Raw genomic sequence first — 26,834 nt, 5'->3', positions numbered from 1 at the left:
AAGTGTTTTTTTAGATAATATTTAACTGGGTACAATAGAGGAGGAACCGACTAATGAAAGTTATCGTTGTCGGATGTACACATGCTGGAACGGCTGCTGTAGAACAAATTTTAAAAAAGCATCCGGATACAGAAGTGACAGTCTATGAACGTGATGATAATATTGCGTTTCTATCATGCGGAATCGCCTTATATTTAGGAAGAATCGTTAATCATCTAGAGGATATGTTTTATGCTGATCCAACCACACTAGAGGGTTATGGCGCCAAAGTTCAGATGAAACACAATGTTATTAAAATTGATTCAAAAAATAAAAAAATAGTTGTTCAAGATTTAAATACAGAAGAAATATTTGAGGATACTTACGACAAGCTGATTATGACAACTGGTTCAGAAGTTGGTGTACCACCAATCGGCGGCATGGATAATCCTCGTGTTTTGTTATGCAAGAGTTATGATCAAGCTAAAAAGATCTATGAATCAGCTTTAAACTATCCAAGCATTGCAATTGTTGGAGCTGGATATGTTGGAGTTGAATTGGCTGAAAGTTATGCCAATACGGTCCATGAAGTTACCTTGATTCAGTCGCGTGATCAGATTTTAAATAATTACGTTGATAAACCTTTATCACAGACAATCATTGATAAATTAAAAGAACATGATGTCAAAGTTGCTTTAGGAGAACGTGTATCAGAGATTGAAGATGGAAATCAATTGACAATCAAGACTAAAGTTGGACATGAATTCAAAGCCGACTTGGTGATTGTTTGTACTGGTTTCTTCGCTAATACTGATTTGTTACGCGGTCAGGTTCAGATGAATGGTTATGGTGCTATTTTAGTTGATGACTATATGCAGACGTCAGATCCCGATATTTTGGCAGCAGGGGATTCTTGTGCTGTTAAGTTCAATCCAACTGGTGAAATGCAATATATTCCATTGGCATCGAGTGCTGTACGTCAAGGAACTTTAGCAGGAATCAATGTCTTTGGCAATATTCGTAAATACATGGGAACTCAAGCAACAACTGCAATGGAGATATTTGGTTATACTTTGGCAGAGACGGGCTTAACTTTAAAGAGTGCCTTAGCTAATGGGATGAATGCTGATCAGGTGGTTTATCATGATTACTATCGTCCTGAGTATATGCCTACAACGGATATGCTAACGATTTATCTGGTATATGATAAGGATACGAGAAAGGTTTTAGGAGCTCAATTGTTCAGTAAACATGAAGTAGCTCAGTCAGCCAATGCTATTTCGATTTGTATTCAAAAAGGAAGTTTACGATGAATTTTCAAACAGTTCAAAGACCTTGACAGTGGTTATGTTTGATATTGATCGTTTTAAAAATTTTAACGATCGTTATGGACATGAAATTGGTGATGAGGTTTTAAGACACGTGGCGCATTTAGTCGAACGTGAATTGCATTTGGATGGTAGTAAAGGTCAGCTCTTTCGTTATGGAGGAGAAGAATTTATTATCTTATTAAGAGATAAGAACCTCGAGGATGCTAAAAATATTGTTAATCAAATCAATAAGGCTTTAAAAGATATACCTTTATTTATTCAAGATAGCCGTTTGGACGTAACGTTATCCTTTGGTATAACGGTGTTGAAAAAAGAGGATCGTTCATTCAATGATGTTTTCAAGCGAGTGGATGATTACTTGTATGAATCTAAGAATAGCGGTCGAAACAAAATGACGATTGAAGGTAAAGTGCTTAATTATGAAGCCAACTTAAAAAAGAGCAGCTAGGCGGGGAACCTGGCTACTCTTTTTTATATGTAGTTGATTTTAAGGATAGAAGTTAAGAAATTAATAATTTGTCATTAGATGATGGGTATCTAACGACTAGGGGAGATCTGGTCTGGGAGTTAAATCCTTGGGCAAATTTAAGAAATGAGTACTTCTATCCGAATGTAATTTGGGAAGTTACATTTAAAATCAACTAAGTATCTAGAATAAGCATCTAGTCCATAGATATGTATATGATTCTTTCTATACGGGAGGCATAGATAGACTTTAAACCTATTCTGGATTTAAAAGTTGCTATACAAGCCCCTCCTTTCTATGTCAGCGCTTTCTTTATTGGTACAAGCACAGTGTATCAAATACTTGTGAATATCACAAGATATAAACCTGTATATATCGTATTGGAATATTCAAAGAGATTGTTGTTCCAAGGGATGAAAGGGTAAATATTTTTAAATTTATCATTTTTTATAACAATAATAAATTTCACAATAGTGCGGAAATTACAATTTATTTGCTTAATTTTCCCCACAAAAAAAGGCAAGGACCAAAGTCCTTGTCTTTTGATTTATTAATTAAATTAAGCCTTGATTGATGGTGTACCGAACCACTTGATACGTTCGATAGTTGTATCAGTAATAGCCTTAGCACCAGGTGCAAGCAACTTACGTGGGTCATAACCCTTAGCATCAACATCTAAGTCTTTCTTGTCTTCGATGTATTGACGTGTTGCTTTAGCGAATGCAAGTTGTAATTCAGTATTAACGTTAACCTTTGAGATACCCATTGAAACAGCCTTGATGATTTGTTCCTTAGGAATACCTGAACCACCATGCAATACAAGTGGAGTAGAAATAACGTCAGCTAATTCCTTAAGACGGTCAAAGCTTAAGCCCTTCCAGTTTGATGGGTAAACACCATGAATGTTACCAATACCAACAGCTAGGTAGTCAACACCAGTAGCGTCAAGAGTCTTAGCTTCTTCAACATCAGCTAATTCACCTAAACCAACGATACCATCTTCAGTACCACCGATTGAACCAACTTCAGCTTCAACAGAGATATTCTTAGCATGAGCTAATTTAACGATTTCCTTTGTCTTTGCAAGGTTTTCGTCGAATGGTAAGTCATGTCCATCGAACATAACTGAGTTATATCCAACTTCGATACATTCCTTAGCAGCTTCATAGTTACCATGATCCAAATGCATAACAACTGGAACAGTGATACCCATGTTCTTGATTGTGTCTTGTACTAGGTGTAGACATAGTTCGTATCCACCCATGTACTTAGCAGCACCCATTGATGTTTGAACCAAGATAGGTGTTTGTGTTTCTTGGGCAGCAGCCAAAATTGAGCGTGTCCATTCCAAGTCGTTGATGTTAAAAGCACCAACAGCATACTTGCCTTTACGGGCGTTATTGAAAATTTCGTTACCGTTTGTTAAAACCATCGATAAACCTCCATAAAATTCATTTTCGAATACATTGATAATTCTAACTCAAAACCACTAAAATTAATACTTTTTTTAACAAAGTATTTCTGTAAACCCACTATTGGATGTGAAAATAGATGTAAAACGCTATCATATAGAGGATTGCTAGGCCAATCAGAATCAACCACCAATACTTTTTAGTGGTTGATTTGATAAAAGTATTATAAATGGCAATGACCATGAAAAAGGCGACTAAGATAGTTAAAACACTGAGGATTATTAGAAAAGGTATATTTATCATAATACTTATATTATACTCAAAAAGTTTCAGAAAATGACATTTAAGAGAGCAGATATATCTATTAATTTTAATATAGTAAAAAATTGCAGGTTAGATTCAAAGAAAAGCTAGACGTATACCACTTGTAGTATATTAATAAAGTTATCTTTGATATACTGTAGGTAATTTATTGAGGTGATAATTTTGGATAAAATTAAAGTTATGACAGTCTTTGGTACAAGACCTGAAGCAATAAAAATGGCACCACTAGTTTTGAAATTGAAGCAAAACAGTGACCGTTTCGAGACAGTAACTGTTGTTACTGCCCAACATCGTGAAATGTTAGATTCCGTTCTAGAAATATTTAAAATCAAACCAGATTATGATTTGAATATAATGAAGGAACGTCAAACTCTCAGTGGTATTACTGGACTCGTTTTAAAGGAGTTAGATAGTATCATTGAGAAGGAAAATCCTGATATTGTTCTAGTTCACGGCGATACGACCACAACCTTTAGTGCTGCTTTGTCAGCCTTCTATCATCAAACACGGATTGGACATGTTGAAGCTGGTTTAAGAACTTGGAACAAGTATTCACCATGGCCAGAAGAAATGAATCGTCAAATGACCGATGATCTAACTGACTTATACTTTGCTCCAACTGATGAGAGTAAGGCCAATTTGTTGAAAGAAAATCATCATGGCGAAAATATATTTGTAACTGGTAATACTGCAATTGATGCTTTGAAGAGTACCGTTCATAAAGATTATCATCATGATATTTTGGATGTCATCGATCCTGATAAGAAAATGATCTTAATCACAATGCACCGTCGTGAAAATCAAGGCGAACCGATGAAACAAGTCTTCAAGGCAATGAAAAAAGTTGTTGCCAAGCATGACGATATTGAATTAGTTTATCCGGTACACTTGAATCCAGTTGTTCAACAGACCGCTAAGGATATTCTTGGTGGCGTTGATCGAATCCATTTGATCGAACCATTAGATGTTGTTGATTTTCACAATCTTGCTTCCAGAAGTTATTTCATCATGACCGATTCCGGTGGTGTGCAAGAAGAAGCTCCTTCATTAGGTAAACCAGTTCTAGTTTTGCGTGACACAACAGAACGTCCTGAAGGTGTCGAAGCAGGAACCTTGAAATTAGTCGGAACAGACGCTGACGTTGTTGAAAAGGAAATGACTAATCTGATTACTAACAAGGATGAGTATGACCGTATGGCTAATGCTAAAAATCCTTATGGTGACGGTAAAGCCTCAGAAAGAATTCTTGATGCAATGAGTTATTACTTTAAACAGACGACTCAAAAACCTGATGAGTTTAAATAGTTAAGTTTAAAATATTAGAAACAAATAAATTATAGAATCGTTATTCAGTCCGAATTTGTTGCGGAGGACGGGATATTTAATCAAACTATAAAAAAAGTCGGAATTAGATTTCATTCCGGCTTTTTCGTTTGGCTTTAAGATTTTTTAATCGTTCAATTAAGTGACGATTTTGATAATTGAAAATTAGTTTGGAAGAGAAGTAATTAAAGATTCCGACGATCAATTGGTCGATGGCTTTAATAATTAAGTTATTCCATGGGAAAATTAGTACGGCAACAATCATGAAGATATCGTCGAACACTAATGAGAATATGCGTGACACTAGGAAAAATACTCCTTCTTTCAAAAGTTTCCTAATATTCTCTAGTTTGGATTTGAAAACAAAAATCTTGGTTACGAAGAATGAAAAGAAATTGGAAATGAACCAAGCAATTGTATTGGCAATCCACAGGGTAATGTGGAAATAATTGTGTGATAAGTCAAAAATGACAATATTCAATAAAGATGCCAGAAATCCAAAGAGGCAATAGACTGCAAAGTTGCGATATTTTTTTAAGAAGTCCATTTTAGAAATCCATTTCTTGAGCCTTTTTATAGATTTGCTCGGCAAATGTGTCTAAGTGGTCGATGTCATCTTGTTCAGGATCGAGTTCGACTTTCACAGGTTCCGCTCCACGAGTAGCACCAACTTTGTCAAAGACCTGTCCGAATTCATCGACGGCTCGGCAAAAATCTTCATAAAAAGTATCTCCGGAGCCACAGACGCCATAGACTTTTCCACTTAAATCGAGGTCCTGCATATCGTCATAAAAGTCTAAAGCTTCATCGGGGACGATTCCTTGATCGTAAGTGTAGCTAGCAACGATACAAATGTCAGCATCTTCGAAATCCTCGGCATCTGTCTGTGAAACCTCGCTCATGTCTACGTCACAACCTAAATCCTCGAATTTCTCAGTCAAAACGTAACCAATATCTTCGTCGTTACCAGTAATACTGGCAAAGACAATTTTTACTTTTGTCATATAATTGTCGCCTCATTATTTAATCTTTAGATATTATAGCAAAAATTAATATCACCGACCATCAAATTAAGAAACCTCGCAATGTTATAATAAAACTAACATTTTTTTGAAGGGACATGTTAAAAAGTGATTACACTAAAATCTGCAAGAGAAATAGAAGGAATGCGTAAGTCAGGAGAATTATTGGCTAACACACATATTGGTTTGCGTGATATTATCAAACCAGGAATTTCTTCAATGGAAATCGAAAATTTTGCTAACGACTATATCGTTTCACACGGTGGTCGTCCATCAGAAAAAGGCTTCGAAGGGTACAAGTATGCAACTTGTGTATGTGTTAATGATGAAGTTGCTCATGGGATTCCTCGTAAGAATTTGATCTTGAAAAATGGCGACGTCCTAAAGGTTGATATGACAGTTAACCTCAATGGTTATGAAAGTGATTCTTGCTGGTGCTATGCAGTTGGCGATATTTCAGCTGAAGATCAAAAACTCATGGATGTGACACACAAGGCACTTTACTTAGGAATTGATCAAGCCGTAATTGGCAACAGATTAGGCGATATCGGTTATGCAATCCAACACTACGTTGAAGATGAAAATCATATGGGTGACGTTCGTGATTTGATTGGTCACGGAATTCAACCATCAATGCATGAAGCTCCTAACGTTCCTCATTACGGCGAACCTGGACAAGGATTGCGCTTGCGTGAGGGTATGACAATTACAATCGAACCAATGGTTAATTTAGGTACTTGGGAGATCAAAGATAAGTTTGTGAAAGCTGATGGCTGGGAATATTTTGTTTCTGCCGACGGAACCGATTCAGCGCAATATGAACATACCATTGCTATTACAAAAGATGGTCCTAAGATTTTGACATCCCAAGATCCTGAATATGATGCTAAATACTTACTTTAAAATGGTGGAAATAAATAATGGAAGAAAAACAACAGCGGGTACCGCTATTTCGGCAATCAATAACTAAGAAACAAAAGTTTATTGGCTTTGTTAAATACGTTACTCAAGCAGTGAGTGACTCAAATGTTCCTATGGCTTCAAAAGCAATCACTTATTATATCCTGTTGTCATTATTTCCAGCAGTCATTGTTGTTGGAAATTTGATTCCACTATTGCACTTAGATAAACCGACAGTGATTAGTTATATTGAATTCATTTTGCCAGATGACTTGCACCATTATTTCTTGCCGACGATAGTTAAAGTCCTGTCCAATTCTAATAAAGGTGTCTTATCAGTTGGTATTGTCGTAGCTATCTGGGCGATTTCTCGAGGTTTAAATATCGTTCAAATGACGATGAATGAAGCTTATGGCTTGGATATTAATAATTTATTTGTTAAGCAAACATTTATAAATTATATAATCCGACGTGGTTTCGCATTCTTAATGACTTTAATGTTATTGTTGATTGGTGTGGCGGCAATTGTAACGTTTACATTTGGTCAAATTTTTTTAAATTGGCTGATGCCGTTGCTACGCGTGAAGTCAACAATTATTGATGTCTTTATACGTTGGAAATGGCCATTCGCAATTGTTATAATGTTGATGATCGTTTTTGCTTTATATTATTTTTTACCCAATATTCATCTAAAATTTTATTACATAATAACAGGAACCATTATTACTAGTATTGGTTTGCTGGGGTTATCGCAGTTGTTTTCTTACTATCTGAAATACTTTGGATCAGCTTGGGACAACTACGGAACGATTGGTGCCATTATTGTGTTTTTATTGTGGGTGAATATGTCAGTGACAATCTTTTTATTTGGGAATGCCGTTAACGTCGGGTTTGCCGAAGCATATGGCGGTCCATTTTTAAGGAAGAATACTGGTAAGTTAACTAGTTATCTGAAATCGCACGAAAAGGAGAATAATTGATGAAAGTTAGAAAAGCAATTATACCAGCAGCAGGATTGGGAACAAGATTTTTACCAGCAACAAAGGCTTTAGCAAAGGAAATGCTACCAATTGTTGATAAGCCAACAATCCAATTTATCGTTGAGGAGGCTAAGGCTTCTGGAATTGAAGATATTTTGATTATTACTGGAAAGAATAAGCGTTCCATCGAAGATCACTTTGATTCTGTACCTGAATTGGAACAAAACCTTGAGGCAAAGAATAAGACTGATCTTTTGAAAGTCGTTCAAGATACCACTAGTTTAGGCGTTAACTTATATTACAGTCGTCAAGCACATCCAAATGGTTTAGGCGATGCCGTTGCTCAAGCACGCTCATTTATCGCTGATGAGCCATTTGTAGTCATGTTGGGTGATGATTTGATGAAGGATAAGGTTCCTTTGACAAAGCAATTGATCAATGATTATGAAAAAACACACGCTTCAACATTAGCCGTTATGAAGGTCCCTGAAAGAGACGTTTCAAAATATGGTGTGATCGATCCTGAAGGCGAAACTGAACCTGGATTATATAATGTTAAGAAATTCGTTGAAAAGCCAAAAGTTGAAGATGCTCCAAGTAATTTAGCCATCATCGGTCGTTACTTATTGACACCTGAAATTTTCGATTTACTAGCAACTCAAAAACCAGGTGCTGGTAATGAAATTCAATTGACAGATGCAATTGATCGAATGAATAAGACACAACGTGTTTTTGCCCATGAATTCAAAGGACAAAGATATGATGTTGGTAATAAATTTGGCTATGTAAAGACTAATATTGAATATGGTTTGACTCACCCCGAAGTTAAGGATGAATTGAAACCTTATATTCTTGAACTTGCTAAAAAGATTCAAGCAGAAAGCAAACCTGCAAGCAAGAAATCAACTAAATAATTAACCTAATAGTAAGCAGTCATTAGCAACTCTGAAACCAAAAAGTTGCCGGTGACTGTTTTTGTATTGATAAAAAATCGGAAACTCGTAATATTCTTTTTTGTTGAGCAAAACAATGAATTCCCAATTTTTCAGACCGTGCAAGTTGGACGAAGTCTTTAAGAAGATTTTGTTGTCACTGACTTCAATGTCAACGACAGGTAATCTCTGGTCATCAACTTCGATGAAAATATGATTATTTTTTTTAAAATCATTTAATAATAAGATTAAATCAATCGTACGCATAAGAAATCTCCACCAATTAATTGTTTTTATTACTCAATTAAATTATCATGAAAGCTTAAGGATATTCTACCAATTTTGAAGGGAAATAGATTATGTATCCAATTGTAATTATAGATGCGAAGAGAACAGCTATCGGTAAATTTCGTGGCGAGTATGCCAATTTGTCGGCAGTTGAACTTGGAACGCAGTTAGTAAAAAAGTTATTAGATATGAACAAAGTTGATCCTAAAAAAGTTGACCAGTTCATTTTCGGAAATGTATATCAAGCAGGTATGGGCCAAAATACTGCTCGACAAATTGGATTGAAGGCTGGTGGCCGAGTTGACTCGACTGCAATGACCGTCAATCAAGTTTGCGGATCAGGGATGAAGGCTATATATGAAGGTATCTCAGCTATCACAATGGGTAACGCTGAAATTGTTGTAGCTGGAGGAGTGGAGAGTATGTCAAATGCTCCATTCTATGCCCCTAGGGCTGGAAAAATGGAAGTTAGCCCTAAACTTTCAGATACCTTGTTCAACGACGGCTTAAACGACGCTTTTAATAATTTGCCAATGGGTATTACAGCTGAAAATGTTGCTAAAAAATATCATGTGACTCGCCAGCAACAAGATGAATTTGCTTATGATTCACATCAAAAGGCCCATCAGGCAAAAGATAAATTAGAGAAGGAAATTATTCCAATAGAAGTTGACGGTGAAGAAATTACGACTGATCAGTCAATTCGTCCCACAACGACTTTGGAACAGATGGGAAAATTACGAACGGTTTTTGATAAGAAAGGAACAGTTACTGCAGGTAATTCTTCACCAATCAATGATGGTGCAGCTGCGGTTATTTTGATGAAAGAAAGCCGTGCAAAAGAATTGGATTTAAATTACGTAGCCAAAATTACCGGCTATGTTGAAGTAGGAATAGATCCCAATTATATGGGATATGCTCCATATTATGCTATTAAAAAGTATTTTGATCGTTATCAAACAGATGTAGATGGCTTCGATTTATTTGAAGTTAATGAGGCCTTTGCTTCACAAGCTGTTGCCGTTAGTCGTGATTTAAATCTACCAGCGGCTAAATTGAATATCTATGGAGGAGCAATTGCCTTAGGACACCCCTTAGGAGCCACAGGAAGTAGAATGATTGCCACTTTGATAAATTCCTTGCAACAAGAGAAAAAGAAGACAGGCTTAGCTTCATTATGTATTGGTGGAGGCATGGCGATGGCTATGGGGATTGAATTAATATGAAAATCTACGAAATGACTAATGAACAGCGAATCGAATTGCTGAAAAAACGTGGTCTAATCAATTCCAAGCAAGCACAAGGTTTAAAAGAACGCCAACCAATCACAATAGATTTAGCTAACAGTCTGAGTGAGAACCAGATTGGAGTTTTTAGTTTGCCATATGGTTTTGCAACTGATTTTTTAATTGATGGCAAAGACTATGTGGTCCCTATGGTTATTGAGGAGCCCTCGGTAATCGCCGCGGCTTCTAATGCTGCCAAACGGATCAAGAATAGCGGTGGATTTAAAACTTTTCCAAGTGAAAGAATTGTTTATGGACAGATTGTTTTAGAAAATTTATCAGTTTCTGATATTGAAAAACTTGAACAGTCTTGTTCAGAAATTTTTGAATTTGCTCAAAAGGCTCATCCTAGTTTGATCAGTCGTGGTGGCGGGGTTGTTTCCCTGAAATTTAATCGTTATGATGACTTCTTAGAATTAGAACTTGGAATTGATACTGTCGATGCAATGGGTGCCAATATGGTGAATTCAATTTTAGAAAAAACTGCTCAAAAAATTACTACGATGGTTTCTGGAGATATTTTGTGCAGTATTCTTTCCAATAGCGGTAACGGTCAAGTTATTACAGCAGAGGCAGAAATTGATTTTGAACAATTAAAGACTAAAGAAATGTCTGGCCTAGAAGTAGCTCAAAGAATCACCCGTCTAGCTGAGTTTGCTAAGCAGTCAGTTAAAAGAGCTGTGACGCACAACAAGGGCATTATGAATGGAATCGATGCGGTGTATTTAGCAACTGGCAATGATTTTCGTGCTCAAGAAGCAGCAGCGCACAGTTTTGCTTTTGAAACTGGGCAGTATCAGCCTTTCAGCACATGGAAAATTCAGAATGACCATTTAGTAGGGACCTTGAAAATGCCAGTCGAGCTAGGTAGTGTCGGTGGCGCAATCAGTGCTTTGCCAATGGCACAAATGAGTTTGGCTATTATGAAAATTGAAAGTAGCAAACAACTCCAATCAATAATAGCTGCAGTTGGATTAGCAAATAATTTATCGGCATTAAGAGCTCTAGTTACAACTGGAATTCAGGCAGGTCATATGAGTTTGCAGAGTAAATCTTTAGCAGTGTCAGTTGGCGCCGAGGGTGAAGAGATTGTGGAAGTGTCCAAAATCTTGAATCAGACGAAAAATTATACGATAGCAAATGCAAAACAGATTTTAACAAGATTAAGAGGTAAATAATGAATATAGGTATTGATAAAATAGGCTTTTATACTCCTAAGGATTACATTGATATTGTTGAATTAGCTAAGGCACGGGATGTGGATCCTAATAAATTTACAATTGGCATTGGTCAAGATAAACAAGCTGTCCCTAGACCTTATGAGGATGCGGTGACTATGGCTGCCAGTTCCGCCGATAGTATTTTAACGGAAGCTGATAAAGCCTCTTTAGGTTTATTGATTGTTGGAACTGAAAGTAGCGTTGATGAATCTAAATCTACTGCAGCTTTTTTGATGGATCTTTTAGAGTTACCAGAGGATATTCGTTCCTTTGAAATCAAGCAAGCTTGTTATGGAGCCACGGCTGGTTTACAAACAGCGTATGATTTCGTGAGCCAGAATCCTGATAAAAAAGCACTAGTGATTGCAACCGATATTGCTCGTTACGGTATCAAGACGCCGGGTGAAGTAACACAAGGTGCTGGCTCTGTAGCAATGATTGTTAGTCAAAATCCTCGCGTCTTGAAATTGAACTATAAGTCAGTTTACATGACAAAAAATGTGGGTGATTTCTGGCGTCCTACTTTCTCCAAGACTGCTTTCGCTCGAGGAAAGTATTCTAATGAAATATATGTCGACTTCTTTAAGACACTGTGGGAAAAATATCAAACTAAGTATTCCGCTACGATTGATGATTTTTCAACGTTACTTTTCCATATTCCTTATACAAAAATGGGAACTAAGGCATTGAGAACTTTGGAAGGGAAGATTCCTGATGATAAATATGCTGAATTGACTGAGCATTATCAACAAAGTATTAAATTCAGTCGAGAGGTAGGGAATCTTTACACGGGTTCATTATATTTAGGGCTATTATCTTATTTGATCAATGGCGCTCGTAGTGGTGAAGAATTATTGATGTTCAGTTACGGTTCTGGTGCTGTCGGTGAATTGTATAGTGCTGAGATTCAAAAAGATTTTGCCTCAGGAATTGTCTCAGAAAATGTTTTGAAAATGTTGAATGAGCGTAAAAAGATGAGTATTTCTGATTATGAAAAAATATATCAGATTGAGTATCAAAATGGTACGATCGTTGACCCAGAGGCTGTTGAGAGTAAGTTCTATTTGAGTGAGATAAAAGATAATGAACGATTGTATAAAAAGAATAAGTAAAATATTGCAAACGCTTACTTAAGGTGGTATATTAAAGACGTGGTAAAGATGAAATGTCAGGAACTGTAGCCCTAAAAGATTTTGATTAAGAAAATTTTATCGTTTCCAGGAGATGGTAGGATTAGTAAAAAGCAAAGGAAGATTAGAGTAGTACAGTTCAACGGCATTTTTGGAACTAGCGACAATAGTTAACATAAGATCGACCTTTTCAAAGTAGTCGCGCAAGCTCAAAACATGGTTCGCTAGGATCCATCAGTTGAACAAAATATATTTATAGTAAGATATGTTTCAAGTAGTAAGATTCATGTGTCAGATTCAATTTAGAACGTTGATGAAACTGCAGTAAATTTCATCTTACCACTTATATCTAACTAGGGAGCTCTCCACAAGTGAGAGCTCTTTTTGTATGCAAATTAAGATATAGAATAGTGAAAATTATAATTAGAGCTTAAAATTGTAATCGTTTCCGAAATGGGTTATATTATAGATGTGGTAAAGATGAAGTGTCAGGAACTGCAGCCCTAAAAAGAATTTGGTTTAGAAAGTTTTATCGTTTAGATGGTAGAATCAGTAAAGAACAAAAGAAGGTTAGAGTCAGTGCAGTTCAACGGCATTTTTGGAACTAGCGTCAAAAATTAACATAAAATCGACCTAATTAGTTAGTCGCACAACCAAAACATGAGTATCGCTAGGATCCATTAGTTGAACAAAATGTATTTATAGTAAGATATGTTTCAAGTAGTAAGATTCATTTATTAGATTTAATCTGAAAGTTGATGAAACTGCAGTAAATTTCATCTTACCACTTGTATCTAACTAGAGGGAGCTCTCCATACGTGAGAGCTTCTTTTTTTGTTCGCTAATAAAAGTAGACGTATTGGTTATTAAACCGCTTCAGAAGGGTAAATAACTTGTTAATTTCACTCATAATAATAAAATATTCATAAATAGAAAAAAGGAAATGATAATTGTGGAAAGAATTTATCACAACTTGATATTTATGATTCTTTTAGGAATTGATTTATATGTGATAGTTACAGCGCCCTTGATCATTGCAATTATTGCTTTTGTTATTGGAATTACTTTTTTGATACGAATGACCTTAATGCTCAATGGAGATGTACATCAGATAAAAAAGGTTAAATAAAAATGTCCGCTTTAATTGGTAAATTCCAATTAAAACGGACACTCTATAATTATTTTTTATAAATTTTCTTATCCAAGAACTTGAACAGTAACGTTTCGACGACCAAATTGTAATGCTTGTGAATTTGGCATAGCGATATCTAATTGGTTAGGATTGCTATAAGCGAAAAGTCCAGTATCGTTAACAACACGATCATAAGTCTTGCCGTTAGCAGTGATTCTTAGATGAGTCCCCTTAGGGAATTTTGATAAGTTAGCAGCTACGCCGCTGTAACCCATATTTGAACCAAGGACAACGGGATCATAAGCAGTAGCTGACATTGTCAAAGTTTGTTTAACATTGTCATTGGACATGTATTTACCATTGATCCATTGACTACGACCAACATCATACCAAGTATTACCAGCTGCATCGGTCTTGCTTTCGTAAACATGAACCATCGTATTACCAGTGGCAACATTACCTGTAAAGTTACCGTTTGGTGCATCATATAAGTTGACGCCACCTTTGATATTGATGTACATATCTTTATTTAAAGCAACTCCAGGAGCATTTGTGGAAATATCACTAGATGAGACCCATTCATTTGTAGCAACTTCATAATAGACAGCTCCGTTAATAGTTGCAGTTTTATCAAATTTCCAAGCAGTTTTATTAGCTAAGGTCATGGCTGTACTTCCAAAAACGCCTTGATCGTTAGGTTGACCATAGATATTAGCCCCACTAGCATTTGTGACATAAACTACACCAGTACTGTTAACTGTGGAAACTGTTGCAGCATTGACAGTTTGTGCTTGAGCACTTACGCCAATTAATGCGAGTGTTGTTACAGTAAATATAGATGCTACAAAATTTTTGATCTTCATATAGATTTATTCCCCCGAATAGAACTTTTATATTACTTTTGTATTATTTATGTACTATTTTTCTTAACGAAAGTAATAATATAACGTCTAGACCAAGAAATGTTGAATATAACTTAACTGTAAATTAGTTATAACTTAACTGTAAAGTCAATGTAACTGAACTGAAATATAATTATGTCAAAATATCAAAAATAATTTATAGATATTTTTTAATTTCTTGTAACATACTGTCGATATTGTTCACGACGACACCATTCATTTTGATAAGTCCGATAGTGTAATTATTAATGTAGGCGAAAGGATTCTCACCAATGGTACCTACAGCCTTAAGCTTTTCAGGATTTTCGACACCGTGTTGACGAAGATCAGTATAGACCCCAACAATAGGAATTTCTTTTCCAAAGGCTAAACCAATTTCAGAAGCAACACCGTCGTCCATAGTGTCACCATCTAAAATAGCAACGATTAAATCAGATGAAAGTAATTCTTTGTTGTCTTCTTGAGCAATTTTGATGGAGTCAGCGTAATTCATTTTGTCATTGATGTCACCATTTTCTTGAGGAAGATAGACTTCAATAGAGGAGTCCATTTTTCTGATTTGAGCAACAACATTTTCATTAAACATACGGTCGGCTAGAGCAAATAGTCCATTTGCAAAATAAATTTTCATATAAAAAATCTCTCTTTCAATTATCTGTTTGATAATATCTTATCATGCAGACTTAAGGAAAAGAGAGATTTTTTTATTCGACTACTTGAATCCAACCTTCAGGTGCTTCAACAGTACCGAATTGAATTCCAGTTAAGGTGTCATACAATTTCTTAGTTACAGGACCAACTTCAGTCTCACTGTAGAAGACATGAAGATTACCGTTGTGTTCCAGACCACCGATAGGTGAGATAACGGCGGCAGTACCACAAGCGCCAGCTTCAGCAAATTTGTCTAGTTGATCAACATAGACATCGCCTTCTTCGGCACCAAGTCCCAAGCGATTCTTAGCTAGCCAAAGTAGTGAGTATTTGGTGATACTTGGAAGAATAGAAGGTGATTTAGGTGTTACGAAGACGTTGTCTTTAGTGATACCGAAGAAATTGGCTGAACCAACTTCTTCAATCTTTTTATGTTCAATAGGATCTAAGTAAACACAGTCGGCGAAACCATTATCATGTGCTTTTTCGCCGGGATAGAGACTGGCAGCGTAGTTACCACCAACTTTACTTTGACCAGTACCTTTATGAGCAGCACGGTCGTATTGTGAAGTAGTGAAATTAACTGGTGTAAGACCGCCTTTGAAGTAGTTGCCAACTGGCATTGCGAAGATGGTAAAGATATATTCTGGGGCAGCGTGGACACCAATTTGTTCACCAGTACCAATAATTAAGGGACGAATATAAAGCGTGGCACCATTGCCATAAGGAGGAACAAAGTCAGCATTAGCTTTTACAACTGATTTTACTGCCTCTACGAATTTGTCTTCTGGGAAAACGGGCATTAAAAGTCGTTCACATGAATCCTTTAGACGTTTAGCATTGCGGTCGGGTCTGAACAATTGAATTTTTCCTTCTGGGGTACGATAAGCCTTCATACCTTCAAAAGCTGCTTGACCGTAGTGTAAGACTGGTGAAGCTTCACTAATGTGAAGAGTACTATCTTCCGTTAATCCAGCGTTTTGCCAGGCACCGTCTTTCCAGTATGCAGTAAAGCGATATGGTAAGTCCATATAGTTGAAACCAAGATTGTTCCAGTCAATTTTTGTTGCATCTGCTTTGGTCATATTATAAATATCTCCTTTTTATTAAAAATATATTAGATATATTAGATTAATCATAATTAATGATTTAAAAAGTGTCAATCTCTCTAGGACCTTTTTCTTAGGAATATGAATAGAAAGTGGCTACAATTAAGCATATAAACCGAGAGGAAGTCAAATCATGAAGAAAAAAAGTTTAATTTTTTCAACTGTTGTCGCAATGATTTTGGTGGTTTTAGGAATATTTACATATAGCTGCCAAGCGCAAGCTATTAAATCTAAAAAATATGTTCAAGAGTCGATTCCAACGATATTCTTTCACGGCTATGGCAGTAGCTATAAAGCTGAGACACAGATGACTGAGGCTATAAAACAAGCTGGCGTGACTAGAAAGATTATTCGCGTCAATGTCAGTCCTAATGGTTATGTCAAGATTATTGGTTCAATTCCTCAAAAAACGAAGAATCCGATCGTTGAAGTTAATTATGATAACAATAAGATGACTAATTATCACACGGCTGGACTGTGGGCAAAGAATGTTATCGAGGCTTTACAACAAGATTATAAATTTAAAAAAGTTAATTTAGTCGGTCATTCTATGGGAAATATGGCCATCAATTATTATATTTTAGATAATTATAAGAATAAGAAACTCCCTAAAGTCAATAAAGTAGTCGATATTGCAGGTCACTTCAATGGCATTATTGATGAAGATGATGAGCCTAATCAGGTAACCTTAAATAAGGCTGGAAAGCCAGATAAGATGGATCAAACTTATCAACAACTTTTGAAATTACGAAAAATTTATCCAACGAATACGAAAGTCTTAAATATTTATGGAGATAAAAACGATGGAACTCATTCTGATGGTGCCGTCACTAATTCATCATCTAAGTCGTTGAAGTATCTTGTTTCAAAGCGGGCTAAATCTTATCAAGAAAAGAAAATTGTTGGTAAAATGGCAGCCCATAGTAAATTACATGAGAATAAACAAGTTGATAGGATTTTGATTAAATTTTTGTGGGCTAAATAGGATTATTTTTAATTTATCTTCTATTCTCAAAGTCAATTTTGTAATTATAAAAAAAGTGGACATTACTGAAAATTCCGTGTTGAGAAATTTCAGTAGTATCCACTTTTTGTCTAGATTTACGATATATTAATCAAAGCAAAGTTGTTTGACGAAAGATTAATTTAGTCGCTAATTCAAGGCGCTTTGAAACGTGTCGAGGATTAGTCAAGAGATCTTGCATTAGATCAACAGAAGCTTTGCCCATTTGATCAGTGGCTACATCGACTGAACTTAATTCAGGATTGACGTATCGAGAAAGGGAGGTGTTGTCAAAGCTAAAGAGGCTGACTCTTTTAGGAACATCGACAACATTTTCTTGAAGTGCCTTTAAAGCACCGGCGGCCATAAGGTCGTTAGAGATAAAGAAGGCGTGGGGAAAATTCTCTTCGTCTAGAGCTTTAGTCATTTGATCGTAGCCTGAATCTTTTGTAAAGTCGCCTTTGAAACAATATTTAGGTTCAAATAAATTTTTTTCGGTCATAATTTGTTTGAAATACTGATAACGAGAATCAGAGATTACTCTAAGATTGTCGGTAGAGTTTTCCTCACCATAGATTAAGCCAATATCTTGAATATTTTGTTTGATGAAAAAATCAATTACTTTTTGTATGCCATATTTGAAGTCAGTCAAAACTGTATCGAATCCCTTAGAAAATTGATCGTCATCAATAAAAACAATGTTGGGACAGATCAACTCCATCGTTTTAACTTGTTGTGGGCTGAATTTTCCCACTGCAATGATACCATCAGTATCTTGGGGGATTTCCTCAATATCATTGTGGAAGATACGGCTGATCTGAAAACCGAATTTAGGAGCTTGTTGCTCAATTCCTTCACGGACAGTCATATAGTAGAGGTCATCTTGTTCTTTGGATTCGGAATACCATTGAACGAGGGCAATATGCTTTTGATAACGACTGTTGGGGTGACTGGCTTTTTTGTAATTTAATTCTGTAGCAATTTTTAAAATATTGGTTCGGGTCTCATCGGTCACCGACAAAGTTAGATCATTGTTAAGAACTCGTGAAACGGTTGCTGGTGAAACCTGAGCCTTTTTAGCAATGTCACGTAGAGTTGCCATTAATTTAAACTCTGAATAAATTTATCGAAAGCTTGTTGACCTTTGGAGTTCCACTTGAAGACACCAGCATCTTCGAGGACTCTAGCAAAGACTAGACCAGTTTCTTTATTAACAAGTTTTTCCACATTATCTTCGGTAAATTCATATTTTTGTTTTAATTGATCAGCCCAAGTCTGATGGTATTGAGCCATCTTGTTAGGTTGACCTAGAACGTAGCGTTCAACTTCTTTGAGTTCGTCTTTTAAACGAGCTGGTAAAATTGCTCGACCCATAACTTCGATTAGACCAATATTTTCCTTCTTGATATGTTGAACATCTTGATGGGGATGGAAGATACCGTCAGGATATTTAGCAGAAGTCTGATTATCACGCAAAACTATATCCATGATATAGTCATCATCTTTACGATAAGCAATTGGGGTCACGGTATGATGACGAGTTTCGCCACTGTGGGATCTGATATCAACTGTTTCGTCAGAATAATTCATCCAATTCTCATGGATCAAAGTGGCTGCCTTGACTAATTCCTCAGGATCTTTACTAGTTAGTCTAATTGTTGAAAGGGGCCATTTAACGATACCTGCAGTAACATTATCGACATCAATTTCGATCGGACGGTCAATTGGAGCCTTCATCATCGGAAAGACGTGGCGTCCACCTTGGTAGTGGTCGTGGGTGAGCATGGAACCGCCGACAATTGGTAGATCAGCGTTACTTCCGACAAAATATTGAGGGAAGAGACGCGTGATTTCTATTAGGTTATTGAACGTATGCTGATTGATAACCATTGGAATATGCTTGGTATTGAGAAAAATAGCATGCTCAGTAAAGTAGGCGTAAGGGGAATATTGGAAGCCCCAAGTCTCTCCACCAAGAGTAAAGCGGATCACTCGATGATTGCTTCTGGCAGGATAGCCGAGACGTCCTAGATAACCTTCATTTTCTAGGCAAAGTTGACATTTAGGGTAACCAGTCTGTTTAGTTTTACCAGCGGCCGCAATAGCCTTGGGATCTTTTTCTGGTTTAGAAAGATTGATCGTGATTTCCAAATTTCCGTAGTCAGTAGCGACGTCGTAGGAAATATTTTTAGCGATAGCCTTAACTTTAATGTAGTCATTATCTTGGCTCATCTTGTAAAAATAATTTGTTGCACTTTGGGGATCCTTTTGATAAAGATTCCAGAATTTTTGATTTACTCTTGAAGGTAAAGGAGTTAGAAAGTCCATCAATTGGTCATTGAGAATTTCCTTGGCTGTTTGATTATTTTCAATTTTATTATTTTTAATAGCCGTTTGAATCAAGGCGACTTTGAGATCGTCATTTTCTTGATGATTGTCATCGCCAACTAAGGAACAGATACGATTGTATAAGTAAACACGATCGAGCTCTTGGTAGTCGTTATCAGCGTTGATGATTTGATCAACAAATTTATTAACAGAAGACATTATTTTTCCACCTCGTTTAAAGCAATTTCTTTGGGACCGTCAGCAATTTGGGCAATGTAGAAGTCAGCCGCATATCCGATTTTTTCTTGATATATTTGACCGACATTTTGCTTGAAATCATCAACTTTATCTTTATTGACGATGGCAATTGCACAGCCACCGAAGCCAGCACCGACCATTCTAGCACCAAGAACGCCATCTTGTTTCCAAGCAGCGGCCACTAAAGTATCGAGTTCCTTACCGGTTACCTCATAATCGTAGTGAAGTGAGATATGTGAAGCGTTGACTAGTTTTCCAAATTCAATTAAGTTATTCTCTTTTAAGTAATTGATGGCTTTTAAGGTACGTTGATTTTCAAAAACAGCGTGACGAGCACGACGGATAAGAATGTCGTCATCAATTAAGTATGAATTACGATCAAATTCATCAATAGATAATTCGCCAAGTGATTTAATATCAAGTTTTGTCTGAAGTAGTTTCAAGGCTTCTTCACATTGACTGCGACGTTCGTTGTATTTAGAATCAGCCAAAGTCCGATGTTTGTTAGTATTCATAATGACAATGACATTGTCGCCCAATTTAACTGGAGCGTAGTGGTATTCCATGGTGTTAGTATCGAGTAAGATAGCTTGATTTTCTTTACCCATACCTACGGCAAATTGGTCCATAATTCCTGAGTTAACACCGATAAAGTCATTTTCATCTTTTTGACCCATTTTAACGAGATCAACTTGATCAATATCTAATGAAAAGACATTTTTTAAAATTGTTCCCATGAGTAATTCAATTGATGCAGAAGATGACAAGCCAGCACCATCGGGTAGATTTCCATGGATGTAAAGGTTGAATCCGTGATCGATTTTATAACCAGCTTGGGTAATAAAATATATCATTCCTTTAGGATAATTAGCCCAATCGTCGTTTTTATCATATTTTAAATCATTTAGCGAAAATGAAATGACACCTTTGTCGGGTAAATTCTTTGAGTACATTTGAATAGTTTGGTCGTCACGATTTCCAAAGGCGGCGTAAGTACCTAAACTGATAGCGCAGGGGAAGACGTTGCCGCCGTTGTAATCCGTGTGTTCACCGATTAAATTAATTCTGCCAGGTGAGAAGAAGACTTTTTCTGCGTCGGCACCAAATTTTTCCTGATAACCCTTTAAAAGACTAGTTGTATTCATAATAATCCTCCATTTAGTAAATGTTTACTTAACAAAAATAATAGCGCTTTCTGGAGATTAAAACAACCCTCATGATTTAAAAATTATAATAAAATGTTATCATTATATGCATGAATATAATGTAACGGGAAAAAGAGGAAAACTTATGAAAACGGCAGTTGTAACTGATACAGCATCGTATTTAACACCTGAGCAGATCAAGCAATACAACATCACCGTCTTGCCAATAACAGTCATTTTGGGAGATAAACAATATAAGGAAACAGAAGAGTTAACTGATCAGAAATTTTATGATTATTTGCGAAATGAGCCTGAATTACCAACGACAGCTCAAGTTTCTATGGGACAGATTCAAGAAGCCTATGATCACTTGGTAGATGAAGGATACGATACGATTATTTCAATTCATTTATCTCTAGGGATTACATCTTTCATGGATAATCTACGAATGTTTGTAAAATCTTATGACAAAGCCAAGGTTTATCCATTTGACTCGATGGCAGCTAGTGCCGCTGAAGCAGATCTTTGTATGTTAGCTGCTTCGATGGTGCAACAAGGAATTGAACCTGAAAAGATTATTGATGAGATGAAAAATCTTCGTGACTCAACCGATATTTATTTTGCGGTCAATGATTTGAAGCATTTGAGTCGAACAGGACGTTTGAGTAATCGCTCCGCTATTATCGGTAGCTTGTTAGATGTTAAGCCATTATTGACGTTTGAAGATGGTAAGATTTTTGCGATTGCTAAAGAAAGAACAATGCATCGTGCTTATAAAATGATCTCTTCAAAGATTCAAAAATATTTAGAAGAACATCCTGATTGGTCAGTTCATGTAACTGTAGTCGATTCTAATAATCGCGAAATGTTGCAGAAATGGTCAACTAGTTTTCAAACTGACTTCCCAAGTGTTCGTGTGTCAACGAGTCATTTAGGACCAGCTATCAGTGTTCATACTGGTGAAAAAACTATGGGTGTTGTTTGGGACAAGGACTTTAAAAATGATAACTAGAATTATGTTGTATGTTGATGATGTCGATATGAATGTAGAATTTTGGACAGAAGAATTTGGTGGCAAAGTTGTGGCCAGACAGACGCTCAATGGCGGTTACCAAAATGTTATCGTCAGTATTTCTTCAGGAACTGAATTGTCGATTTTTCCCAAAGATTACATTCGAATCTATTTGCCAGAAGTCGATGAAACTGTGCCATCATTGATGTTCTTTTCAGATGATTTTAATAGATTACACGATGAGTTGATCAGTGCTGGTGAAATTAGTGAAGTTAATGGCGTGTTAAATTTCAATTTCCAAGATCCTGAAGGCAATTATTTCGTTGTCGCTAAGTCGTAAGAGTAATCAGAATATAAAACAAAATGACACCGTAATTAGAGGTTGTATGAGCTCTAATTGTGGTGTCATTTTTTGTTTCTTAATAGAATTTAAGTCAATTTGAAGGGTGACTATTTTCTGTAATAAAAATTAAAGAGGTTTCAAAATCCTGTTTACTTGGTGAAATAGCGAGTCCAATTTGATTTAGTTGCAATCCAGAATAAATTCGATTATTTACCGAATAGTTAATATTATCTTTCAAGTAATGTAATGGCATATTCTGAATTTTTCTGACGGACGAGGTCAATCCATAAGAATAAAAGAAAATTGCGGTTTTCTTATCCGAACTGGTTATTAACCAAGCAATATTGAGATCATTGATTTCGGTGAGGCGATAAAACGAACCATAGAGAAATAATTTTCGCCAATTCTTGTAAGTTTCTATTTGTTTTTTAATAGAATCTTTTTGTTCAACTGAAAGTTTTTCTAAATCTAGTTCGAATCCCATTTGTCCGATACTTGCCAGTTGTAATCGTGATTCTAAAGGGGTAGAGCGATGATTCTGTCCGTTGGGAACTGCAGAGACATGATTGCTGAAGATTGCCTGTGGAAATAAGTAACTGAAGCCGTTGGCAATCTTTGTGCGATCATAAGAATCAGTTAAGTCGCTTAACCAAGTTTGATTGGTGTAGCTAGCCATACCAAAATCAAGGCGGCCTCCACCAGCAGAACAATTTTCAATTATTAGATTGGGACAACTTTGTCTTAGTTTATTCAACAGATCGTATAGTCCCAAAACATAATGATGGTAAATCTCACCTTGTTCTGTGGCTGGAAGTTGAGTGTTTCCGACTTGAGTCAAATGGCGATTCATATCCCATTTTAAGTAATCGAGTTGATTGCTTTTTACTAAATTAGTAATTGTTTTCAAAAGATGCTCACGAACAACTTCTCTAGATAAGTCGAGAACCAATTGATGTCTAGCAGTCACTAGAGGGCGGTTTGCGTAATTAAGAACCCAATCGGGATGCTCCTGAAATAAATTACTATTAGTAGTAACCATTTCGGGTTCGATCCATAATCCAAATTTGAGTTTTCTTTGGTGGGCACGTTCAACCAAGGGTAATAATCCGTTAGGAAACTTATTGGAATCAACTTGCCAATCTCCTAATTGACCTTGTTCACTGTTACGATTGGTGAACCAGCCATCATCTAGAACAACCATTTCAATATCTAATGAAGCAGCTTTATTAATTAATTTACTGAGTTTACTATCAGAGACGTTAAAAAACATTGATTCCCAAGTATTAATGGCGATTGGACTTGGTTTACTGAGCTTAGTTTGAGTTGAAAACTGATGAAAAATCTGTGACATTTCATTATATCCATGGTTACTCCAAGTCAAGATTGCTTCTGGAGTTTGAAAATCAGTCTGGGGTTTTAATTGCCAAGAAAAAGTCGTTGGTTCCAGTCCTATTTTTAGACGTGTCTTTTGATATTGATCGACTTCAATACTGTCTTCGAAGTTGCCGCTCCAGATTAAGGCAGTTCCAATTACTTCACCGTTGAATTGGGATGTTTCAGGGCGAGATAAGGCAATAAAGGGCTGGTGTTGTGGTCCACTAGTTCCTCTAAAAGAGTGCTGCAATTGAATACCTGAGTCGATTTGACTTGTCATTGGGTTAGCCTCATGAGCATGAGTTCCATTCAGTGTAAAACTAATAAAATTATCATCAGACAAATTTAGTTGCAGACTATCCAAAGCATCAATGGTTAAAGCCGATTTACCCAAATTATGAAGGGTAGTGCTTCTGATAATTAAAGATAAATTTTCAAAAATTGTATAATTAAGATCCATTTGAAGTTTGGTGACGTCATCCGCTAAATGCAAGACTAAAGTTGTCACCTCAGAACTATCGCCAATACTTTGGGGTAGATTACCGTGAGGCAGTTTATCAGTAATTGATAATCCACAATATTTTAATGTTGGAAGCCAGTGGTTTTGTTCATCCTTAATTAAGTATGCCGGTTGATGATAGTCACCATCTCCTATAGTTGAGTACTCTAAAGGCAAAGAAGTTATAGAGAAAGGAAAATCCTCTGTCGTGTCAACAGCAAAGGCGTGATTTCCTTTAGGCAAATCGTCTAAGTTAGAATAGTTAGGAATATATTTTCCAAAATAGCGATGAACAGGGTAACGGTTCCCTAAAATCTGAATGATATAACTAATTTTTTCATTGTGTAGATTGATAATTCCTGTATCTCGATTAAATTCAACTGGCAAGATAATCCTCCTCTAAATAGTGGCAGCGACAGGTCCATCTGCTGGTTGGTCTAGAGCAACAATCTTGTCGCCAGCTTTGATATTTGTCGTCTTCAAACGCTCTACCTTATCGTAATCATTAGTATTAGTGATGACTAGCATTACAGTTGGATCATAATTATTTTTCTTTAGAGCTTCGACATCGAAGGTACCAAGTAGGTCACCTTGATGAACAGTATCACCCTTTTTTACGTTTGTTGTGAAGTATTTACCATTTAAGTTAACGGTATCTAAGCCTAAGTGAATCAAAATTTCAGCACCAGAGTTTGTTTTAATACCATAAGCGTGTTTACTATCGTAAGTTACAGTGATTACACCATCAGAAGGAGCAATAACTTGATTAGCGTTGGGTTCAATAGCAGCTCCTTTACCCATGATTTCAGCAGAGAAGACTTTATCATTAACGTTGCGAAGACTTTCGCTGATACCACTAACTGGGGCAACCAAAATTTCATCGTTAACAGTAGTCTCATTTGATTCATCATTGTCTTTTTCAACGGGATCGGTATTATTGCCAAGAACTTTTTTAGCGTAAATAAAAGTTGGGATAAAGGCAATTACAAACGAAATTAAACCACTTAGCATGAAAGCGGGGATTGCTTTGGAAGCAATGGAGATGAATCCGATAACAGAAGCTGGTCCCATTGCAACGGCTAATACGTGGAAAATACCTAAGAAGACGCAGGCTATTCCTGAAGCAATAGCGGCAAAAATAAATGGGAACTTCATCTTTAAATTAACACCGAAAATTGCTGGTTCAGTAATACCTAGTAATGCTGAGATACCGGCTGAAGATGTTAAGGCTTTTTGCTTTTGACTCTTTGTAGCAAAGAAAATTGCTAAAGTAGCGGCACCTTGTCCGATATTAGCCATAGAGGCAACTGGGAAAATGAATGAACCACCAGTTTTAGCTATATTAGCTAATAATTGAGTTTCGATAGCAGGGAAGGTTTGATGTAAACCAGTAATAACAATAGCTGAATAAAATAGTCCAAAGATTCCCATACCGACAGCACCAGTAGTGTTGTAAAGTCCGACTAATCCATTAGTCAATGCATCACTGACAGCTCTTAGTACTGGTCCAACAATAGTAAAGGTTAAGAATCCGGTAATGATAATTGAAAGCATTGGTGTAAAAGTAAAATCAAATGCACTCTTGATATGTTTATGGAAGAACTTTTCCAAATTTGCAAGAATAAAGGCGACTGCTAGAACTGGTAAAACTTGTCCTTGATAACCAGCCTGAGCGACATGGAGTCCAAAGATATTCCAATAAGGCATCTTTCCTGCGGCAGTGACAGCAGCTACACTATTTCCGTTAACCAATGAAGGTAAAACCATGACCATACCCATAGCCGCACCAAGATAAGGATTGCCACCGAAGCGTTTTGTAGCGGAAAATCCTAATAGGATTGGTAGAAAAGTGAACGGAGCTCCGGCCATTGCGTTGATCATTTCAGCAATGCCCTTGATTCCAGGATAAACTTCAACAACCGATTTAGTCATAAAGAGATTTTCAGCTGTTAAAACGTTATTCAAAGCCATCAATAAACCACCAGCGACCAAAGCTGGGATGATAGGAATAAAAATGTCAGAAAGAACTTTTAAGAAGTCCATTAAAAGATTTCTCTTCTTACCGGCTTGAGCTACAGCTTTAATATCATCAGGGGTAGCTTCTTTTAATCCGGTCTTGGAGATAAGAGCATCATAAACTTTGTCAACATCTCCAGGTCCAATGATAATTTGATATTGACCATCGGTTTCAAAGGTTCCTTTAACATCTGGATCATTGTCCAAACCCTTTTGATCAATCTTTGATTCATCTTTAACAACTAACCTCAATCTAGTTGCACAGTGTGCAGCTGCTTGGAGATTATTTTTACCAACGTATTTAATAACACGTTCAGCAACTTCAGCATGTTTCATAATTATTGTTTCCCTCCCTGAGTAGACTATGTAAGCGCTTTGACACTTTCTATAATACATGCGTTTTTAAAATTGTCAAACGTTTGACAAAAATATTATTAATGATTAGATACTATTTATAAATAGCTATTGG

The 26,834-nt window shown here is 36.3% G+C and carries 26 protein-coding genes; 14 read left to right on the top strand and 12 right to left on the bottom strand.

The genetic code is table 11. The features are described from left to right. Positions 1-53 precede the first annotated feature (53 nt). Both LA20249_RS05740 and LA20249_RS05735 read left to right on the top strand, forming a co-directional pair. Positions 54-1,292, top strand: a complete 1,239-nt coding sequence (locus LA20249_RS05740) for an FAD-dependent oxidoreductase (RefSeq protein ID WP_083477852.1) — start codon at positions 54-56, stop codon at positions 1,290-1,292. Beyond that, positions 1,252-1,758, top strand: coding sequence for a GGDEF domain-containing protein (locus tag LA20249_RS05735; RefSeq protein ID WP_057736606.1), 507 nt, complete (start codon positions 1,252-1,254; stop codon positions 1,756-1,758). The genes LA20249_RS05740 and LA20249_RS05735 overlap by 41 nt, the downstream gene beginning before the upstream one ends. Before the next feature lie 577 nt (positions 1,759-2,335). Here the strand turns inward: LA20249_RS05735 and fba are convergent. Next, a complete protein-coding gene (gene fba, locus LA20249_RS05730) occupies positions 2,336-3,208 on the bottom strand; it encodes a class II fructose-1,6-bisphosphate aldolase (protein WP_057736608.1) in 873 nt (290 codons plus the stop codon). Between the two features lie 466 nt (positions 3,209-3,674). Here fba and wecB point away from each other — a divergent pair, with 466 nt between their 5' ends. Continuing rightward, positions 3,675-4,817, top strand: coding sequence for a non-hydrolyzing UDP-N-acetylglucosamine 2-epimerase (wecB, locus tag LA20249_RS05725; protein WP_101836878.1), 1,143 nt, complete (start codon positions 3,675-3,677; stop codon positions 4,815-4,817). A 103-nt stretch (positions 4,818-4,920) separates the two neighbouring features. Here wecB and LA20249_RS05720 read toward each other — a convergent pair whose 3' ends face one another. Then, a complete protein-coding gene (locus tag LA20249_RS05720) occupies positions 4,921-5,382 on the bottom strand; it encodes a GtrA family protein (protein ID WP_057736610.1) in 462 nt (153 codons plus the stop codon). A 1-nt stretch (position 5,383) separates the two neighbouring features. Then, positions 5,384-5,839: a flavodoxin gene (locus LA20249_RS05715; RefSeq protein WP_057736612.1), complete on the bottom strand. Its 456-nt coding sequence runs from the start codon at positions 5,837-5,839 to the stop codon at positions 5,384-5,386. Positions 5,840-5,965: 126 nt separating this feature from the next. On the opposite strand from LA20249_RS05715, the gene map reads away from it, so the two are divergent. The 3 genes from map to galU are packed head-to-tail and all read left to right on the top strand — an operon-like array spanning position 5,966 to position 8,651. After that, positions 5,966-6,760, top strand: coding sequence for a type I methionyl aminopeptidase (gene map, locus LA20249_RS05710; RefSeq protein ID WP_057736615.1), 795 nt, complete (start codon positions 5,966-5,968; stop codon positions 6,758-6,760). Between the two features lie 17 nt (positions 6,761-6,777). After that, positions 6,778-7,737 (top strand): YihY/virulence factor BrkB family protein, encoded by a 960-nt coding sequence (locus tag LA20249_RS05705; RefSeq protein WP_235806720.1) that lies wholly within the window; start codon positions 6,778-6,780, stop codon positions 7,735-7,737. Continuing rightward, the gene (gene galU / locus LA20249_RS05700; protein ID WP_057736619.1) at positions 7,737-8,651 is read left to right on the top strand and encodes a UTP--glucose-1-phosphate uridylyltransferase GalU; all 915 of its coding nucleotides are present in this window, start codon (positions 7,737-7,739) and stop codon (positions 8,649-8,651) included. Before LA20249_RS05705 ends, galU begins: the two co-directional genes overlap by 1 nt. Here the strand turns inward: galU and LA20249_RS05695 are convergent, their stop codons facing one another. Beyond that, the gene (locus tag LA20249_RS05695; RefSeq protein WP_057736621.1) at positions 8,652-8,936 is read right to left on the bottom strand and encodes a hypothetical protein; all 285 of its coding nucleotides are present in this window, start codon (positions 8,934-8,936) and stop codon (positions 8,652-8,654) included. It lies immediately after the preceding gene. A 92-nt stretch (positions 8,937-9,028) separates the two neighbouring features. Between LA20249_RS05695 and LA20249_RS05690 the strand changes: the two genes are divergently transcribed. The 5 genes from LA20249_RS05690 (at position 9,029) to LA20249_RS11660 (ending at position 13,722) form a co-directional block, all read left to right on the top strand. Continuing rightward, entirely contained in the window at positions 9,029-10,183 is a 1,155-nt protein-coding gene (locus LA20249_RS05690) for a thiolase family protein (RefSeq protein ID WP_057736623.1), read from the top strand. Continuing rightward, positions 10,180-11,421 carry a hydroxymethylglutaryl-CoA reductase, degradative gene (locus LA20249_RS05685; protein WP_057736625.1) on the top strand — a complete coding sequence of 414 codons (1,242 nt, stop codon included), beginning with the start codon at positions 10,180-10,182 and terminating at the stop codon, positions 11,419-11,421. The genes LA20249_RS05690 and LA20249_RS05685 overlap by 4 nt, the downstream gene beginning before the upstream one ends. Continuing rightward, entirely contained in the window at positions 11,421-12,575 is a 1,155-nt protein-coding gene (locus tag LA20249_RS05680; RefSeq protein WP_057736627.1) for a hydroxymethylglutaryl-CoA synthase, read from the top strand. The genes LA20249_RS05685 and LA20249_RS05680 overlap by 1 nt, the downstream gene beginning before the upstream one ends. A 503-nt stretch (positions 12,576-13,078) precedes the next feature. After that, positions 13,079-13,201 (top strand): hypothetical protein, encoded by a 123-nt coding sequence (locus LA20249_RS11985; RefSeq protein ID WP_257790468.1) that lies wholly within the window; start codon positions 13,079-13,081, stop codon positions 13,199-13,201. Between the two features lie 344 nt (positions 13,202-13,545). Further along, on the top strand, positions 13,546-13,722 hold the full coding sequence (locus LA20249_RS11660) for a hypothetical protein (RefSeq protein WP_158294589.1): 177 nt from the start codon (positions 13,546-13,548) through the stop codon (positions 13,720-13,722). A gap of 68 nt (positions 13,723-13,790) precedes the next feature. Here LA20249_RS11660 and LA20249_RS05675 read toward each other — a convergent pair whose 3' ends face one another. From LA20249_RS05675 to LA20249_RS05665, 3 genes are all read right to left on the bottom strand, one after another. Next, positions 13,791-14,588, bottom strand: coding sequence for an RlpA-like double-psi beta-barrel domain-containing protein (locus LA20249_RS05675; RefSeq protein ID WP_057736630.1), 798 nt, complete (start codon positions 14,586-14,588; stop codon positions 13,791-13,793). A gap of 196 nt (positions 14,589-14,784) precedes the next feature. Beyond that, on the bottom strand, positions 14,785-15,258 hold the full coding sequence (locus tag LA20249_RS05670) for a nucleoside 2-deoxyribosyltransferase (RefSeq protein WP_057736632.1): 474 nt from the start codon (positions 15,256-15,258) through the stop codon (positions 14,785-14,787). Positions 15,259-15,331: 73 nt separating this feature from the next. Continuing rightward, positions 15,332-16,363, bottom strand: coding sequence for a branched-chain amino acid aminotransferase (locus tag LA20249_RS05665; RefSeq protein WP_057736634.1), 1,032 nt, complete (start codon positions 16,361-16,363; stop codon positions 15,332-15,334). Between the two features lie 154 nt (positions 16,364-16,517). Here LA20249_RS05665 and LA20249_RS05660 point away from each other — a divergent pair, with 154 nt between their 5' ends. Further along, a complete protein-coding gene (locus LA20249_RS05660) occupies positions 16,518-17,372 on the top strand; it encodes an alpha/beta hydrolase (RefSeq protein ID WP_186809205.1) in 855 nt (284 codons plus the stop codon). 130 nt (positions 17,373-17,502) lie between these two features. Here the strand turns inward: LA20249_RS05660 and LA20249_RS05655 are convergent, their stop codons facing one another. Genes LA20249_RS05655 through LA20249_RS05645 form a run of 3 tightly spaced genes read right to left on the bottom strand, consistent with a single transcriptional unit; the run spans position 17,503 to position 21,121 of the window. After that, positions 17,503-18,492 (bottom strand): LacI family DNA-binding transcriptional regulator, encoded by a 990-nt coding sequence (locus tag LA20249_RS05655; RefSeq protein ID WP_057736638.1) that lies wholly within the window; start codon positions 18,490-18,492, stop codon positions 17,503-17,505. Further along, positions 18,492-19,937 (bottom strand): UDP-glucose--hexose-1-phosphate uridylyltransferase, encoded by a 1,446-nt coding sequence (locus LA20249_RS05650; RefSeq protein WP_057736640.1) that lies wholly within the window; start codon positions 19,935-19,937, stop codon positions 18,492-18,494. The genes LA20249_RS05655 and LA20249_RS05650 overlap by 1 nt, the downstream gene beginning before the upstream one ends. Further along, complete coding sequence (locus LA20249_RS05645; protein ID WP_057736642.1) at positions 19,937-21,121, bottom strand: galactokinase; 1,185 nt, start codon at positions 21,119-21,121, stop codon at positions 19,937-19,939. The genes LA20249_RS05650 and LA20249_RS05645 overlap by 1 nt, the downstream gene beginning before the upstream one ends. Before the next feature lie 145 nt (positions 21,122-21,266). On the opposite strand from LA20249_RS05645, the gene LA20249_RS05640 reads away from it, so the two are divergent. Together LA20249_RS05640 and LA20249_RS05635 are read left to right on the top strand one after the other, a co-directional pair. Then, positions 21,267-22,133: a DegV family protein gene (locus tag LA20249_RS05640; protein ID WP_057736644.1), complete on the top strand. Its 867-nt coding sequence runs from the start codon at positions 21,267-21,269 to the stop codon at positions 22,131-22,133. Next, positions 22,123-22,473 (top strand): VOC family protein, encoded by a 351-nt coding sequence (locus tag LA20249_RS05635; protein WP_057736646.1) that lies wholly within the window; start codon positions 22,123-22,125, stop codon positions 22,471-22,473. Before LA20249_RS05640 ends, LA20249_RS05635 begins: the two co-directional genes overlap by 11 nt. 94 nt (positions 22,474-22,567) lie before the next feature. Here the strand turns inward: LA20249_RS05635 and LA20249_RS05630 are convergent, their stop codons facing one another. Both LA20249_RS05630 and LA20249_RS05625 read right to left on the bottom strand, forming a co-directional pair. After that, a complete protein-coding gene (locus LA20249_RS05630) occupies positions 22,568-24,736 on the bottom strand; it encodes an alpha-galactosidase (protein ID WP_057736648.1) in 2,169 nt (722 codons plus the stop codon). Between the two features lie 12 nt (positions 24,737-24,748). Next, positions 24,749-26,701 (bottom strand): sucrose-specific PTS transporter subunit IIBC, encoded by a 1,953-nt coding sequence (locus tag LA20249_RS05625; RefSeq protein ID WP_057736650.1) that lies wholly within the window; start codon positions 26,699-26,701, stop codon positions 24,749-24,751. Between the last annotated feature and the right edge of the window lie 133 nt (positions 26,702-26,834).

Origin of the sequence: Companilactobacillus alimentarius DSM 20249, from assembly GCF_002849895.1 — a bacterium.
GTDB classification, from domain to species: domain Bacteria; phylum Bacillota; class Bacilli; order Lactobacillales; family Lactobacillaceae; genus Companilactobacillus; species Companilactobacillus alimentarius.
The sequence above is the reverse complement of the archived record's forward strand: the minus strand, read 5'-3'. Positions and strand labels throughout refer to the sequence as shown.